Origin of the sequence: Pseudomonas sp. CM27 (assembly GCF_013179515.1) — a bacterium.
Taxonomy (GTDB): Bacteria; Pseudomonadota; Gammaproteobacteria; order Pseudomonadales; family Pseudomonadaceae; genus Aquipseudomonas.
Window position 1 is genome coordinate 15821 of the sequence record NZ_JABMCN010000003.1, and the last position, 15614, is coordinate 31434.

Annotated in this window: 16 protein-coding genes; 8 read left to right on the plus strand and 8 right to left on the minus strand. The window is 63.2% G+C overall.

Annotated elements, in window-relative coordinates:
* From HP547_RS00850 to HP547_RS00875, 6 genes are all read right to left on the minus strand, one after another.
* On the minus strand, positions 1 to 196 hold a 196-nt coding region (locus HP547_RS00850), incomplete at its 3' end, for a flavin reductase family protein (RefSeq protein WP_172285274.1).
* A 13-nt stretch (positions 197 to 209) separates the two neighbouring features.
* Positions 210 to 1691 (minus strand): aldehyde dehydrogenase, encoded by a 1482-nt coding sequence (locus HP547_RS00855; RefSeq protein WP_172285275.1) that lies wholly within the window; start codon positions 1689 to 1691, stop codon positions 210 to 212.
* Positions 1688 to 2521, minus strand: a complete 834-nt coding sequence (locus HP547_RS00860) for an alpha/beta fold hydrolase (RefSeq protein ID WP_172285276.1) — start codon at positions 2519 to 2521, stop codon at positions 1688 to 1690. Before HP547_RS00860 ends, HP547_RS00855 begins: the two co-directional genes overlap by 4 nt.
* A 68-nt stretch (positions 2522 to 2589) precedes the next feature.
* The gene (locus HP547_RS00865) at positions 2590 to 3186 is read right to left on the minus strand and encodes an amino acid synthesis family protein (protein ID WP_003256068.1); all 597 of its coding nucleotides are present in this window, start codon (positions 3184 to 3186) and stop codon (positions 2590 to 2592) included.
* A gap of 240 nt (positions 3187 to 3426) precedes the next feature.
* Positions 3427 to 4467 carry an LLM class flavin-dependent oxidoreductase gene (locus HP547_RS00870; protein ID WP_172232850.1) on the minus strand — a complete coding sequence of 347 codons (1041 nt, stop codon included), beginning with the start codon at positions 4465 to 4467 and terminating at the stop codon, positions 3427 to 3429.
* 75 nt (positions 4468 to 4542) lie between these two features.
* Complete coding sequence (locus HP547_RS00875) at positions 4543 to 5028, minus strand: flavin reductase family protein (RefSeq protein WP_172230222.1); 486 nt, start codon at positions 5026 to 5028, stop codon at positions 4543 to 4545.
* Positions 5029 to 5344: 316 nt separating this feature from the next.
* Here HP547_RS00875 and HP547_RS00880 point away from each other — a divergent pair, with 316 nt between their 5' ends.
* A complete protein-coding gene (locus HP547_RS00880) occupies positions 5345 to 6751 on the plus strand; it encodes a cytosine permease (RefSeq protein ID WP_172285277.1) in 1407 nt (468 codons plus the stop codon).
* 288 nt (positions 6752 to 7039) lie between these two features.
* The gene (locus HP547_RS00885; RefSeq protein ID WP_172285278.1) at positions 7040 to 7789 is read left to right on the plus strand and encodes an RHS repeat-associated core domain-containing protein; all 750 of its coding nucleotides are present in this window, start codon (positions 7040 to 7042) and stop codon (positions 7787 to 7789) included.
* 139 nt (positions 7790 to 7928) lie between these two features.
* Here HP547_RS00885 and HP547_RS00890 read toward each other — a convergent pair whose 3' ends face one another.
* Positions 7929 to 9131 carry an NAD(P)/FAD-dependent oxidoreductase gene (locus HP547_RS00890; RefSeq protein ID WP_172285279.1) on the minus strand — a complete coding sequence of 401 codons (1203 nt, stop codon included), beginning with the start codon at positions 9129 to 9131 and terminating at the stop codon, positions 7929 to 7931.
* 351 nt (positions 9132 to 9482) lie between these two features.
* On the opposite strand from HP547_RS00890, the gene HP547_RS00895 reads away from it, so the two are divergent.
* A complete protein-coding gene (locus HP547_RS00895; protein WP_172230233.1) occupies positions 9483 to 10022 on the plus strand; it encodes an Rrf2 family transcriptional regulator in 540 nt (179 codons plus the stop codon).
* 45 nt (positions 10023 to 10067) lie between these two features.
* Here HP547_RS00895 and HP547_RS00900 read toward each other — a convergent pair whose 3' ends face one another.
* Positions 10068 to 10979: an AraC family transcriptional regulator gene (locus tag HP547_RS00900; RefSeq protein ID WP_172285280.1), complete on the minus strand. Its 912-nt coding sequence runs from the start codon at positions 10977 to 10979 to the stop codon at positions 10068 to 10070.
* 102 nt (positions 10980 to 11081) lie between these two features.
* Here HP547_RS00900 and HP547_RS00905 point away from each other — a divergent pair, with 102 nt between their 5' ends.
* From HP547_RS00905 to HP547_RS00925, 5 genes are all read left to right on the plus strand, one after another.
* Complete coding sequence (locus HP547_RS00905; RefSeq protein WP_172285281.1) at positions 11082 to 11642, plus strand: carboxymuconolactone decarboxylase family protein; 561 nt, start codon at positions 11082 to 11084, stop codon at positions 11640 to 11642.
* Positions 11643 to 11741: 99 nt separating this feature from the next.
* The gene (locus HP547_RS00910) at positions 11742 to 12806 is read left to right on the plus strand and encodes an acyl-CoA dehydrogenase family protein (protein WP_172285282.1); all 1065 of its coding nucleotides are present in this window, start codon (positions 11742 to 11744) and stop codon (positions 12804 to 12806) included.
* Positions 12803 to 13624: an ABC transporter ATP-binding protein gene (locus HP547_RS00915; RefSeq protein WP_172229718.1), complete on the plus strand. Its 822-nt coding sequence runs from the start codon at positions 12803 to 12805 to the stop codon at positions 13622 to 13624. Before HP547_RS00910 ends, HP547_RS00915 begins: the two co-directional genes overlap by 4 nt.
* The gene (locus HP547_RS00920) at positions 13611 to 14816 is read left to right on the plus strand and encodes an ABC transporter substrate-binding protein (protein ID WP_172285283.1); all 1206 of its coding nucleotides are present in this window, start codon (positions 13611 to 13613) and stop codon (positions 14814 to 14816) included. The genes HP547_RS00915 and HP547_RS00920 overlap by 14 nt, the downstream gene beginning before the upstream one ends.
* The gene (locus tag HP547_RS00925; RefSeq protein WP_172229724.1) at positions 14816 to 15571 is read left to right on the plus strand and encodes an ABC transporter permease; all 756 of its coding nucleotides are present in this window, start codon (positions 14816 to 14818) and stop codon (positions 15569 to 15571) included. Before HP547_RS00920 ends, HP547_RS00925 begins: the two co-directional genes overlap by 1 nt.
* Positions 15572 to 15614 lie beyond the last annotated feature (43 nt).

Here is a 15614-nt window from a genome sequence, read left to right on the forward strand (position 1 = left end):
TGCTGTCCCGCAGGATCGGGTAGGTGTCGGAGGCGTAGTTGGGGCAGAACAGCACCAGCGCCGGCTCGATCGACAGCGCGCTGAACGCGCTGGCGGTGATGCCGACGATGCCGCCGTCGGCGTCCAGGGTGGTGACAACCGTGACGCCGGACGGGAACGAGCCCATCACGTCTTTGTAGATGCCGGGTTCGATCATCTCGTGCTACCTCTTAGCGCATCACAAACGGGTCGGGCATCGGCGCGGTGGACAGGTTGATCCACACGGTCTTCAGCTCGGTATAGGCCAGCACCGAATCGATGCCGCTCTCACGGCCGTAGCCGCTGTTCTTGAAACCACCGATCGGTGCCATGGCCGACACGGCGCGGTAGGTGTTGACCCAGATGATCCCCGAGCGCACGTCACGGGCCAGGCGATGGGCACGGCCCAGGTCGCGGGTCCAGATACCGGCCGCCAGGCCGAACTGCGAGTCGTTGGCCATCGCCAGGGCTTCTTCCTCGGTCTTGAAGCGGATCACCGCTGCCACCGGGCCGAATACTTCTTCCTGCATGATGGTCATCGAGTTGCTGTCGCACTCGAACAGCGTCGGCTCGTAGAACCAGCCTTCACCCTCGACCTCGGCACGCTTGCCGCCCATGTGCAGCTTGGCGCCTTCGGCCTTGGCCGCAGCGACCAGGCCTTCGACCACGGCCAACTGCTGCGCGGTGGCCATCGGACCCATTTCGCTGGCGTCGTCCTGCGGGTTGCCGATGCGGATGCGCTTGGCGCGGGCGATCAAACGCTCGACGAACTCGTCGAAGATCTCGTCCTGCACCAGCAGCCGCGAGCCGGCCACGCAGCTTTGCCCGGAAGCGGCATAGATACCGGCCACTGCGCCGTTGATGGCGCTGTCCAGGTCGGCGTCGGCGAAGATGATGTTCGGCGACTTGCCACCCAGCTCCAGCGACAGCTTGGCGAAGTTCTCGGCGCTGCTGCGCACCACGTGGCGGGCAGTGGCGGCGCCGCCGGTGAAGGCGATCTTGCGCACCAGCGGGTGGCGGGTAAGGGCTGCCCCGGTGCTTGGGCCGTAGCCGGTGACCACGTTGACCACACCCGGCGGGAAGCCGGCTTCGAGGGCCAGGCGGGCCAGCTCGAGGATGGTTGCCGAGGCGTGCTCGGACGGTTTCAGCACGATGGTGTTGCCCGCAGCCAGGGCCGGGGCCAGCTTGATCGCGGTGAGGTACAGCGGGCTGTTCCACGGAATGATGCCGGCGACCACGCCAATCGGCTCGTGCACGGTGTAGGCAAACAGGTCGGGCTTGTCCAGCGGCAAGGTGCCACCTTCGAGCTTGTCGGCCAGGCCTGCGGTGTAGTGGAAGAATTCGGGCAGGTAGCCGACCTGGCCGCGGGTTTCGCGGATCAGCTTGCCGTTGTCACGGCTTTCCAGCTGGGCCAGGTGCTCCTTGTTTTCGGTAATCAGATCACCCAGGCGCCGTAGCAGCTTGCCACGCGCGGTGGCGGTAATGCTGCGCCATGCCTTGCTGTCAAAGGCACGCTGGGCGGCCTGCACGGCCAGTTCGACATCGGCTTCGTCGGCGTCGGGCAGTTGCGCCCAGGCCTGGGCGGTGGCCGGGTTGAGGCTGTCGAAGGTCTTGCCGCTTTGCGCATCGCGCCATTGGCCGTCGATGCACATCTGGAAACGAACGAGGGTCATGCAACTATCCCCTTGGCGGATTCGGTAAGGGTGCGGGCTTGGGCGAGGAAGTCCAGCAGCATCTTGTTGACTTCACGCGGTGCTTCCACCGGCATCATATGCCGTTGCTCGGCCAGCACCACGCTGTGTGCGCCAGGGATGCTGGCGGCAAGCTGGCGGGTCATGGCCGGGGTGGAGCCCGAGTCGAGTTCGCCGGTGGCGATCAGCGTGGGCACCTGGATGCTGCCCAGGTCGCTGGCGCGGTACATGTCCTGGGTGGCAAACAGCGAGTAAGTGGTGTGGTAGCCCTGCGGGTCGTTGCTCGCCAGCACCTGGCGAATGGCAGCGACCTGCGCCGGGTTGGCAGCCTTGTATTCACGGCTGAACCAGCGGTCGAGGGCGGCATCCACGTTTGCATCGGGGCCCAGCTCCGCGGCCTGGGCGGCGCGGGCGATAACGCCGGCACTCTGCTCGGGGGTGCGGTTGAACACGCTATTGAGCACCACCAGCGCAGCCAGGCGCTGCGGGTAATTGAGGGCGAAGGCCCGGGCAACCAGGCCACCCATGGAAAAGCCGATCACGGTGGCCTGTGGGATCTGCAGGTGGTCGAGCAGTTCGGCAAGCTGGGCGGCATAGCCTTCCAGGTTGGTGTCGGCAGCCGGCAGGGCACTTTGGCCGTGGCCGAGCATGTCATAGGCGATGACGCGGTAGTCGTTGGCCAGGCCAACGATCTGACCGCCCCACATTTCCTTGTTCAGGCCCACGCCGTGGATCAGTACCACGGGCTGGCCCTGGCCGACGGCAAGGTAGCTGGTGCCGGCAGGTGTGCGTTCAGCGACAGGCTGAATCATGGAGGGCGCTCCTTGAAGGTCGGGCGCGGCGGGTAAGCACGCCACGCCCCGGCCCGTCTTGGTTGTTGTTATTGAGCGTTGGCTTTTTCGGCAGCCAGTTCTTCCAGGTCGATGTAGCGGTTGCCGATACGCGGGTGCAGGCGGCCGCCGTCGGCTGCGCCCAGGACCACGACGATTTCATCGGCACGCGGGGCGTCTTCGATCTGCATTTCCAGGGTGATGTAGTGCGAGCGCAGGCCTTCGTCGTCCTTCTGCATCATCGGGATCTGGATCGAAGTGCCTGGGCCGCCGCGCTTGTTGGTGAAGCTCAGGTAGCTCTTGGCCTGTACCGCTTCGCGGTAATGGTTGCCGAAGCGCAGGGTGTGGATCACCGCCGAAGCGTGCTCGATCTCGCCATCGGCGCCGACCACAGCGGCTTTACCGTAGGCTTCGATCTTGTCGGCACCGCCGATGGCGGCGGTCAGGCGTTCGACCATCAGCGCGCCCAGCTCGGAGCAGTTGGCGCGAATTTCCGGCTTCAGGTCTTCAACGAAACCGCGACCGGCCCATGGGTTCTTGATCACCACGGCCAGGCCGACCATGGTCACCGGCTTGTCGGTGGCCTTGCCGCCTTCGATGCGGGTCTCTTCGGAGTAGGTGACGATCTTGCGGATTTCGAAACTCATGGGTGGCTCCTGGTGAGGGTTATCAGCTCTTGTTGTCTGATGGTATACCATAATATTTGTTGTGCAAGAGGTGTCTGGAAATTTCTCTTGCCGGGGGACGAAAGGTGGGCTGATGCCTTGATTTCCGTGCCGTCTGTACTGGCCTCTTCGCGGGCACCACTCGAAAAAAAGCCCGCTCACGCGGGCCACAAGGGCCCACGGGAGCGGGCTGCGTCCCGCAACAATTCAGGCAATGGGAATTCAGGCGAACGCCGGTACCACTTCCTTGATGAACAGCTCCAGCGACTTCTTCTTCTCGGCGTGAGGCAGACTGTTGTCGCACCAGAAGCTGAACTCGTCGACGCCGAGCTCCTGGTAGTACTTGATGCGCGCGATGATTTCTTCCGGCGTACCGATCATGGTGTTTTTGCGGATGTTCTCCAGCTGGAACGCCGGCACTTCGGCAAACTTCGATTCCGGGCTTGGCTCAAGGAAGCCGTTGACCGGCACCGTCTTGTTGCCGAACCAGGCGTCGAAGGTGCGGTAGAAGCGCGAGATGGCCTGGGCGCCGACCTTCCAGCCTTCGGGCTCGGCCGGGCTGTGCACGTGGGTGTGACGCAACACCATCAATTGCGGGCGCGGCACGTCGGGGTTGTTGTCCAGTGCTGCCTGGAACTTGTTCTTCAGGTCCAGCACTTCTTCGTCACCCTTCATCAAGGGGGTGACCATCACGTTGCAGCCATTGGCCACGGCAAAGTTGTGCGAGTCTGGGTCGCGCGCGGCGATCCACATCGGCGGCGTAGCGTTGAATGGCTTGGGCACGCTGGTGGAGGTCGGGAACTTGTAGACTTCGCCGTCATGGGCATAGTCGCCTTCCCACAGCTTGCGCACCACCGGCACCATCTCGCGCAGCGCCTTGCCGCCGTCGGTGGCCGGCATGCCGTTGGCCATGCGGTCGAACTCGAACTGGTAAGCGCCGCGGGCCAGGCCCACTTCCATGCGACCGTTGCTGATCACGTCGAGCAGGGCGCACTCGCCCGCCACGCGAATCGGGTTCCAGAACGGCGCGATGATGGTGCCGGCGCCCAGACGAATCTTCTCGGTGCGCGCGGCCAGGTAGGCCAGCAGCGGCATCGGGCTCGGCGAAATGGTGTATTCCATGGCGTGGTGTTCGCCGATCCACACGGTGCTGAAACCGCCGTCTTCGGCCATCAGGGTCAGTTCGGTCAGGTCTTCGAACAGCTGGCGGTGGCTGACCTGTTCATCCCAACGTTCCATGTGTACGAACAACGAAAATTTCATGTGGCTTTCCTCAACGCTTGAAAGTGGCTGGCACCGGGCAGGGCAGGCGCCAGTTGTCTCGATTCAGAATAGGCTTCAGGCAAAGGCCGGCAGGCTGGCCATCTTGCCGCGGCAGTACACCATCGGCCGCGGTGCTGCTTCAGGAACGATCAGGTTGTGCACCTTGCCGACCATGATGGCGTGGTCGCCACCTTCATATTCACGCCACAATTCGCATTCGATGACGGCGGTGGCACCGGCCAGGATCGGGTTTCCCAGCTCGCTCAGGGTCCACTCGATACCGCTGGCCTTGTCCTTGCCCTTCTTGGCGAACGCATAAGCTTCGGCTTGCTGCTCACCGGACAACAGGTGAATGGCAAAACGCTTTTGCTTGATCAGTACCGGGTAGGAATCGGAAGTGTAGTTGGGGCAGAACAGCACCAGCGGCGGGTCCATCGACAGGGAGGAGAAGGCGCTGGCGGTCAGGCCGACGACCGAGCCGTCGTCGTCCAGGGTGGTGATGACGGTTACGCCGGACGGAAAGGAGCCCAGGACGTTCTTGTAGACGGTTGCGTCGATCATCTGGTGTACCTCTAAAAGGCTGCGGTGGTCCGCGGTTTTTATCGTTGATGTGTCTGATGGTATACCGTAATACCTATTTTGCAAGCGGAATTTTCACTCGCTGTTTTTCACGATGAATGGCTACAAGCCACGTATAACGTGGCCTGTAGCGGTGAGGAGGTTTGTCGCACGGCAGGCGCAAGCGGATCAGTGGCCATTTTTTCATGCGGATCAGTGTTGTCAAAAGCTTGGAATACCATAATATGGTCCGCAGCTGAGAGGCCGCCTAGACGCGGTTTCCTTACAACGATAAAAACGACCTTTCGAGCTGAATCCTATGTCCCAACCGTCATCGCAAAACCAGTTTGTCGAGAATCACACGGTCGATTACGTTCCACCTGCCGAGCGCCATGGGAAGGCGCGCGATCTGTTCACCCTCTGGTTCAGTACCAACATTGCGCCACTGCCTATCGTCACCGGCGCCATGGTGGTCCAGGTGTTCCACCTGAACCTGCTGTGGGGGCTGATCGCCATCGTGCTGGGTCATCTTGTCGGGGGCGTGGTCATCGCCCTGGCCTCTGCGCAGGGACCGCAGCTGGGCATTCCGCAGATGGTGCAGAGCCGGGGCCAGTTCGGCCGCTATGGCGCCTTGCTGATCGTGTTCTTCACCGCGCTGATCTATGTCGGCTTCTTCATCTCCAACATTGTCCTGGCAGGCAAGACCATCCACGGCATTGCACCCAGCGTGCCGATGCCAGGGGCGATCGTGATCGGTGCCCTGAGCGCCACTGCCATTGGCGTGGTTGGCTACCGCTTCATCCATATCCTCAACCGCATCGGCACCTGGGTGATGGGCTCGGCGTTGCTGGCCGGCTTCATCATGATGTTTGTCCAGGACTTGCCGGCCGACTTCTTCAACCGCGGCGCGTTCAACCTGTCGGGCTTCATCGCCACGGTGTCGCTGGGGGTGATCTGGCAGATCAGCTTCTCGCCGTACACCTCTGACTACTCGCGCTACCTGCCGCGGGAAGTGGGCATTGCCAAGCCGTTCTGGGCGACCTACTTCGGCGCCACCCTGGGCACCATCCTGTGCTTCAGCTTTGGGGCGGTGGCGGTGCTGTGCGTGCCGGAAGGCACCGACGCGATGGATGCGGTGAAGCAGGCGACCGGCTGGCTGGGGCCGATCCTGATGGTGTTGTTCCTGCTCAACATCATCAGCCACAACGCCCTCAACCTGTACGGTGCGGTGCTGTCGATCGTCACCGCGATCCAGACCTTCGTCGCCCAGTGGACGCCGAGCATCAAGGTGCGGGTGATCCTGGCTTCGGTGATTCTGGTGGGTTGTGGGCTGGTGGCCCTGAATGCTTCGGCGGGCTTCATCGGCCAGTTCATCGGCCTGATCCTGGCGCTGCTACTGGTGCTGGTGCCGTGGGCTTCGATCAACCTTATCGATTTCTACCTGATCAAGAAGGGCCAGTACGACATCGCCTCGATCTTCAGTGCCGATGGCGGCATCTACGGCCGCTTCAACCACCACGCGATCATTGCCTACGCCTGCGGCATCCTGGTGCAGTTGCCGTTTGCCAATACGTCGCTGTATGTGGGTCCGTATTCGAACATTGTCGAAGGGGCTGACCTGTCGTGGCTGTTCGGCTTGCTGGTGACGGTGCCGCTGTACTACTGCCTGGCGACCCGGGGCAAGGCTGCCGAGCAGCCGGGGCGGGTGGTGAGTATCAACGACTGATAGATAGAAGTTGCGGTGACAGGGGCTGCTTGGCAGCCCATCGCAGGCAAGCCAGCTCCTACAGGTACAGCGCAAGCCTTGGACATTGTGCAATCGGTGTAGGAGCTGGCTTGCCTGCGATGGGCCGCAAAGCGGCCCCAGCTGTTTCAGGTCATGCGTTGTATTGCTCGACCCGGCCAGTCACACCCACTGCAAGCCGGCCGCCGCGTTGCCTGGTAAAAATGCCAATTCAACAAGCGATCATTTTTCGGCACAGTCTTGCGATCAGTAGATCGTGAAGGTGATGGAATGAACCGGCGCCGCAATCAAGTCTCAGACTGCCGACTCAACTATACGGCGTATGGTTACCTGCCAGTCAGCAGTGCTGAGGCAATGTTGGGGTTCAACGGCCAACTGCTGGATGGGTTGATTCAGGGTTATTGGCTTGGCAACGGGCATCGGTCATACGCTCCCTCTCTCATGCGTTTTATCAGCCCGGACCAGTTGAGTCCATTTGGTGACGGTGGGCTGAACAGTTATGCCTATTGCGCAGGTGACCCGATCAACTGGGTTGATCCGACGGGAAAAGCACCCTGGCCTGGACGGGCGTTCAGGATTGGCCATCTAGAGCCATTCTCCACGACTAGAAATGACATCACAGCATTGCCTGTCGCCAAGGTGATGCCCTATCCCCAAGTCAAAGTTGAACCAGCTCAGAGGAATGGACCGGGGAGTTACAAGGGCACGCGTCCGCCCCTTTCGGAGCGTAGTGTGAGTCGAACGGACATTTTGGTGGGAGAAAGCGCTCCCCAAAAAGATCTCTTGAAGCTACCAACGACCTGGGTCGCCCGTACTCGCTCAAAGGGGCCAACTATCAATCAGTCAGGCGATGACAGGTTTTGGGAACACCGGCCAGGCCAACGCCCGTTTTCTCGTCATGAGATGATTCCCAATCATCAGCGAACCCAGGGAGGAGGAGAGATCGCGGCTGTTGAAAACAGGCTAGCAGAACTCAGACAAATTCAGATCCTGTCCACTGTAGGACACGACCCACTCTGAACAACGGAACCAGTCGCCGTGAATGGTTGCAAGGCATTCAAGTTCCACCGCCGCGGTCACCTGGTTGACGGCGGTGGCGGCGTTACGGCATGAAGTGACAAAACCGCCATTTGCTGACGGTTCTGTCTGGAAATAGCCGTCAAACGATCGCGATCAGCGGGTCGGCCGCTGCCAGGGCCAGGGCGCGGTCCGCTGCTGGCGGGTAGATCCATACCGAGTTGATCTGGCGCTTGAGGTCCTTGCCTTCCTGGCCATGCAGCTTCAGTTCGCGCTCCCAGCCTTCACTGAAGGCTGCGCCCCAGTCGCCGAGGTCCAGGCAGGTGACATACTTGGGCTGGCGGTAGACCACCGGCTGCATGCCCAACAGGTCGGCCATGGCGTTATTGCCAGAATGCCGGCCCATGGGGATGGCGTGCTGGCAGGTCATCAGGGCATGGTTGCCCAGCTCGTCGACGGCCGCCCAGGCAGTATCGCCGGTGGCGTAGATGTGCTCCTGGCCGATTACTCTCAGGTGGTCGTCTACCTTGAGCCGGCCGAAGTTGTCACGCTCGCCGTCCACCTGCGCAGTCAGCGGGCTGGCCTTGACGCCGACGGTCCAGATTACCGTGTTGCTGGCGATGTACTCGCCGTTGTCCAGGGTCACCCCACCGGCATCGACGGCCACCACCGACGTACCCGCCCGCCATTCGACACCGGCCTGCTCGCACGCTGCAATGATCGACGGCGTGATGCCTGCGCCCAGCGCCGCCCCGATCTTTGCGCCGCGGTCCACCACCAGCACCCGTACCGGCGCATCGCTGCCAAGCAAGGTACGCAAGCGCGCGGGCATCTCGGTGGCGGTCTCGATGCCGGTGAAGCCACCGCCACAGACCACCACGGTATTGCGTGCCGGCGAGGTGGGCAGGGCGGCCAGACCGGCCAGGTGCTGCTCCAGCTTGATCGCCGACTCCATCTGGTCGACATCGAAGACATGTTCTGCAAGGCCTGGCACTGCCGGGCGGGCGACCTGGCTGCCAGCGGCGAGGATCAGGCGCTCGTAGCCGATCTGCTGGCGCTGGCCGTTGGTGTCGGTGTAGCTGACGCTACGGCCAGCGGCATCGATGCCCTCGGCATTGCCGGTGATGAAACGCACGCCTACGGCCTCGAACAGGTCGCTGACCGACGCTTTCATGCTGTGCACATCGGCTTCGTAGAAGCGCGGGCGGATGCGCAGTTCCGGTTGCGGGGCCAGCACGCTGATGCTCAGGTCGTCGCGCTGCGCCTGGTCCAGAAGGCGTGCGGCGCTGAGGGCGCTCCAGACGCCGGCAAAACCAGAACCGATGATGAGGATGTTCGATTTCATGTAGGTGCTCCGCAAGGGTCGAAGAGGGCTTCGAGCACGGGTTGGGGTCGCTCGAATAACTACGACTGTATTTATCGGAGTTGCTTGGTGCAAGTGTTTTTTTCGGGTGTTGGGGTTTTTGGCCGAGTGGTATGGCCTTGGGGAGATGGGTGTATGGGGCAGGCCGGTCGGTTGTGCGGGGTGGGGCTGACAGGCGCTGAAACTCTCATGCCGGTCACCTCTCAGCCCCAACCCCCAACCCCACGACCATCAGCCCATCCCCCACAACCAGGCCCGCAACCGACAGATTCACACTTTGCGCGAACCCTCTCCCAAGCGTATTATTTACGACAATATTGGTCGGAGATTACTATGTCGCTCTACAGTGCTGGCGTCGAATACGGCATCCATTGCCTGCTGTTCCTGGTGGACGAGCGCGGTGATTCGCGAGATTCCAGCGTGCGCGATCTGGCAGAGTTGCAGGGTGTACCCCAGGAATACCTGGCCAAGGTGTTCACCAAACTGGCCCGAGCCGGGCTGGTGGCCGCCACCGAGGGCGTACGCGGTGGCTTCCGCCTCGCCCGGCCGTCCGATGAAATCACGGTGCTGGATATCGTCAATGCCATCGATGGGCCGAAAAAGATCTTCGACTGCCGCGAGATCCGTGAACGTTGCAGCCTGTTTGAGGGCTCGGCACCCAGCTGGGCGACCGAGGGCACCTGTGCCATTCACGCGGTAATGCTGGGCGCGCAGAAGCGCATGGAGGAGGCCCTGGCGCAGCAGACCATTCTCGACCTGGCGCGACGCTTCGGGCGCAAGGCGCCGGCCGAGTTCGGGCAGAAGGTCAATGCCTGGATGGGCGAGCGGCGGGATGGTAAAGGAGCAGGGGATATTCCGGTTAAACAAGTGTGAATCTGTTGGCTGTGGCGGTCTTATCGATGGGTAGCGCTCTGTGGCTCACCGCCCTTCATGCTGCCTGCGATAAGCCCCTGGCTGCACCCCCACGGCCTTGGCAAACGCCCTGGTAAACGCCGCCACCGACTGATACCCCACCTGCGCGCCCACCTGTTCTACCGTGTGCCCGGTTCTGAGCAGCTGGCTTGCATGGCGCATACGCAAAGCCAGCAGCACTTGCCCCGGCGACTGCCCGGCGACCTCGCTGAACCGCTTGAAAAACGCTGACCGCGACAAACCGGTACAGGCGGCCATGCTCTCCAGCGTCCAGGCTTGCCCCGGGTGCTCGATCAACTGCTGCAACAACCCGGCAAACGCCGGTTGCCGGGCCAGTGCAACCAGCCCGCCCAACGATTGCCCGGCATGCACCTGCTGGCGCAGCACATACAGGAACAGCAAATGCGTCAGCCGCTCCAGCAATGTCTGTGATGGCCCGGCGTCGCGTTGGCATTCTTGCAGAATCAGCTCGAACAACGCGCGTGCCGCATGCCCGGCCGGTTCGTTGCCGCGCAGCGTTATCCAGTCGGCCAGCCCTTCGACGATCAGCGCTGACAAGCCTGGCTTGAAATGGAAGAAACCGCACACCAGCCCAACCCCCTCGACCGCATCCGCTTCCAGTGCCTGCATGTGCTGGCGCGGCTGGGCGCAGGCGCTGGCCGGGTCCTGGTCGCTGGACAAGCGATAACCAAGGTCACGCAGCAGGAACACCGCGTCCCCGGCCTCCAGGCGCAGCGCCTGGGCATGGCCGTCGATGTGCAGCCAGCAATGCCCCTGAACCACCAGGTGGAAGCTGGCCCGGCCCATGCCTTGGGTGCTGGCGTGCCAACCGCCACAGTAGCGACCGACATGGAACAGGCTGGCATCGAGCTCCAGGCCTTCTAATAACCAATCGACAAGGGGGCTGGACGAAATCATCTAATACAAAGACTCGGGAGCAAGGAAAGGCGACTGATGAATATGGAGGGTAATTCTTATAACCAACAGACTGTAGTGACACCCATCAAAGGAGACCACTGCATGTCCTCGCGCATTACTCTACACACCCTGCAGACCGCACCGGAAGCGGCCCGTCCGTTCCTCGAGAACGCTCAGAAGGCATCCGGCTTCATCCCCAACCTGCTCGGTGTGCTGGCCAACGCCCCGGCAGCGCTGGAAACCTATGTGACCGTTTCGGCGCTCAATGGCAAGTCCGAACTGACCCTGGCCGAGCGCGAAGTGGTGCAGCTGATCGCCGCTACCCAGCATGGCTGCGATTTCTGTGTCGCCGGCCACACCGCCGTGGCCCTGAACAAAGCCAAGCTGCCGCAGGAAGTGGTCGATGCCCTGCGCGCCCGCGGCGAGCTGCCCGATGCCCGCTACGAAACCCTCGCCGCGTTCGCCCGTGAAGTGATCGCCACCCGCGGCAACGTCAGTGAAGCCACCTACCAGGCTTTGCGCGCAGCCGGTTTCAGCGAGGGCAACGCCCTGGAGGTGATTCTGGGCGTGAGTCTGGCAACGCTGTGCAACTTTGCTAATGTGTTCGCCCAGACGCCGCTCAATGAAGAGCTTGGCAAGTACCGCTGGCAGCCTTCCGCTTGATCCGCGCGTGACACCTGCCATAACGCGGTGGTTGTAGGAGCGGCTTTGTGCCGCGAATGGGCCGCACAGCGGCCCTGGCGTTTCCCAAGGAGCAAGACCATGCAAGATTGTGCATTTCGACGATGGCTGGACGCCAATGCCGAGGCCATCGACCGGGGCCAGTGCGAACCGCAATTGGTATTGGCGCAGATTGCCGAATCGCAGCTGCTGCGTATTGGTGTAGACCCGGCCCTTGGCGGCACGGGCGGGCAGGTTACCGACGCGGTCGAAGCCATTGCCGCCATCGCCAGTCGCTCGCTGGCCGCAGCCTTTGTCTGCTGGGGCCAACGCGCCTTCATCGAGTACCTGCTGCACAGTCCCAACCAGCCCCTGCGCGAGCGCCTGTTGCCGCGCTTGCTGACCGGCGAATTGGCCGGGGCTACCGGGCTGTCCAACGCCATGAAGTTTCTGTCCGGTATCGAAGCGCTGCAGGTGCGCGGTCGGCCGGCAGCCGATGGCTGGGACCTGGATGGGCGCCTGCACTGGGTGACCAACCTGCGCAAAAGTGGATTCGTGGTGGCGGCAGCGATTGAAGACGAGGCCGGAAGCGCGCCGTTCGTGCTGGCCATTCCATCGGACGTGCAAGGCCTGGAGCGTTCGGATGACCTGCAACTGATGGGCCTGCAGTCGAGCAACACGGCGGCGCTGGCTTTGCGCCAGGTGCAGTTGTCGCGGGAATGGCTGCTGCATGAGAATGCCCGCGAGTTCCTGCCGCGGGTACGCCCCGCGTTTCTGGCGTTGCAGTGTGGCATGGCCATCGGCCTGGCGCGACGTGCACTGGAGGAAGTACGGGCGCATCTGAATGGTCGTGCCTCGTTCCTGGAGGAGGCCCGCCAGGTGCTCGGCGAGCGTCTGGAAAATACCCTAAGCGAACTGAAACAGGGCCTGCTCGATGGCCGCTTCCAGCAGCAACCGGCGGCGTTGTTCAAGCTGCGCATCACCTTGGCTGAAAGCGCCGCCGACGCCGTACAACTGGAGCTGCAGGCCAGCGGTGGCAAGGCTTACATGAGCGAGTATGGCGAAGGGTTTGCCCGCCGCTGGCGCGAGTCGGCCTTCGTGCCGATTGTCACGCCCAGCCTGGTGCAGCTGCGCGCCGAACTGCAGCGCCAGGCAGGCGCGGCATGAGCCCAGTGTTGCTCGAAGCCCGCGACATCAGCCTGGGCTACCCGCGCGAGGGGGGCTGGCAGCAGGTGCTGGCGCAGTTCGACCTGCAGCTGGCACCGGGCGAAGTGGTGAGCATTCTTGGCCCCAGTGGGGTTGGCAAGTCCAGCCTGCTGCGCGTACTGGCCGGCCTGCAGCAGCCACGCGCTGGCAGCGTCACCCTGCACGGTCAGCCGTTGCAAGGGCCGCACCCCCGGCTGGCCGTAGCGTTCCAGGACCCCAGCCTGCTGCCTTGGCTGAGCCTGGAGAAAAACGTCGCCTTCGGCCTGGACTTCGCCCGCCAGCCCAGACTGGCCGCAGCCGAGCGGCGTGCACGCATCGACCATGCCATCGCGGCCGTGGGCCTGGCCCATGCCCGTGGCCAGTTCCCGGCGCAGCTGTCCGGCGGCATGGCCCAGCGCACTGCACTGGCCCGTTGCCTGGCCCGCCAGCCCGAGGTGCTGTTGCTCGACGAGCCGTTCGGCGCGCTGGACGAAGTGACCCGGGCCGACATGCAGCAACTGCTGCTGCAGCTGATCGCCACCCACAACACGGCGGCGGTGCTGATCACCCACGATATTGACGAAGCCCTGCTGCTGTCCGATCGGGTGCTGCTACTGGGCAACCACCCAGCGCACATCCTCGGGCAGTGGCTCGTCGACCTGCCGCAGCCGCGCGCGCAGCGGGTCGACGAGCTGGGCGCCCTGCGTATCGAAATCCTCAAGACCCTTCGGCGGGCAAGCCGCACAGTCGAACCCACCCCAACCCCGTTGCCCTCGGAGGCTGTCCATGTGCATGGATGACTGCTGTTCCGCTTCTTCACGTCGCGATTTCCTCAAGCTCGGTGCCATGCTCACGGCAGCCGGCGCGCTGCCATTGCTTTCAAGCCTGCAGGCCCGCGCCGCCGCCGAACCGGACGCGCCGGTGCGTATCGGCTACCTGCCGATCACCGACGCCACGCCGCTGCTGGTGGCGCACAACAATGGCCTGTTCGAAGCCGAAGGCATCAAGGCCGAGCGCCCGGTGCTGCTGCGCAGCTGGGCCCAGGTGATCGAGGCGTTCATCTCCGGCCAGGTCAATGTCATCCACCTGCTGTCGCCGATGACAGTGTGGGCGCGCTATGCCAGCAAGGTGCCGGCCAAGGTGGTGGCCTGGAACCACGTGGGGGGCTCGGGCCTGACCGTGGCCCCGGACATCACCGACCTCAAGCAGTTAGGTGGCAAGACCGTGGCCATCCCGTTCTGGTATTCGATCCACAACGTGGTGCTGCAGCAGATGCTCAACGACAACGGCCTGACGCCGGTGTCGAGGCCGGTCACTGCCCAGCTGGGCGCCAATGAAGTCAACCTGCTGGTGCTGCCGCCGTCCGACATGCCGCCAGCCCTGGCCAGCAAACGCATTGCCGGCTACATCGTTGCCGAGCCGTTCAACGCCCTGGCCGAGAACCTCAAGGTTGGCCGGGTGCAGCGTTTCACCGGCGATGTGTGGCGCAATCACGCCTGCTGCGTGGTGTTCATGCACGAGCATGACCTGAACAATCGCCCGGAATGGTCGCAGAAAGTGGTCAACGCCATCGTCAAGGCGCAACAGTGGACGCGCGATCACCGCGCCGAAGCGGCGGCCTTGCTGTCCAGGGCCGGCCCCAACAAGTACACCCCGCACGAGCCTGCGGTGCTGGCCAAGGTGCTGGCGCCGGCCGCCGAGGACCGGGCTGGCTACATTGCAAGTGGTGCCATCCGCCATCAGCAGTGGGACGAAAAACGCATCGACTTCCAGCCGTACCCGTACCCCAGCTACACCGAAGCGCTGGTCAAGCGCTTGCAGACCACCCTGATCGAGGGTGACAACGCGTTCCTTGCCGGCCTTGACCCGGTGCAGACCGCCAGGGACCTGGTCGACGACCGCTTCGTGCGTAACGCCATTACCGCCGTGGGCGGGCCGTCGGTGTTCGGCATTGCCGACAGCTACGAGCGTAACGAGGAGTTCGCGGTCTGATGCGCACGCATGTCCTGCACGCCGGGCTTGGTCTGGCGGGTTTGCTCGGTTTGTTACTGTTGTGGTGGGCGGGTGTTGCAGTGTTTGGCCAGGCCGATGGCTTGTCGGCGCGCTTTTCGCCCAACGCAACCCTGGCCAGCCTGGTCGAGCTGCTGGGGCAGGGGGAGGTCTACGGGCATATCTGGGTGAGCCTGAAACGCATCCTGATCGGGCTGCTGCTGGCGCTGCTGATTGGTGTGCCGCTGGGCCTGCTGGTGGGTAGCTACCGGCACCTGGAGGCGGCGACCACGCCAGCATTCCAGTTCCTGCGCATGATCTCGCCGCTGTCGTGGATGCCGGTGGTGGTGATGCTGATGGGCGTGGGCGACCAGCCGATCTATTTCCTGCTGGCGTTTGCCGCGTTGTGGCCGATTCTGCTGAACACCGCTGCCGGGGTCAGGCAACTGGACCCACGCTGGCTGCAGTTGAGCCGCAGCCTGAGCGCCACACGCCGGGAAACCTTGTGCAAGGTGATCGTGCCGGGGGTGATCGGCCATGTGCTGACCGGGGTGCGGCTGGCCATCGGCATCTTGTGGATCGTGCTGGTGCCGTGCGAAATGCTCGGGGTCAGTGCGGGGCTGGGGTACTTCATCCTCGATACCCGTGACCGGCTGGCGTATTCCGAGCTGATGGCGATGGTGCTGCTGATCGGGGTGCTGGGCTTTGTGCTGGATGCCTTTGCGCGAGGGCTGCATCGGCGCTGGGTGCATGGCTGATGGGCCTATGAGGTTTCTTCGCGGGCTTGTCCGCTCCCAGCGG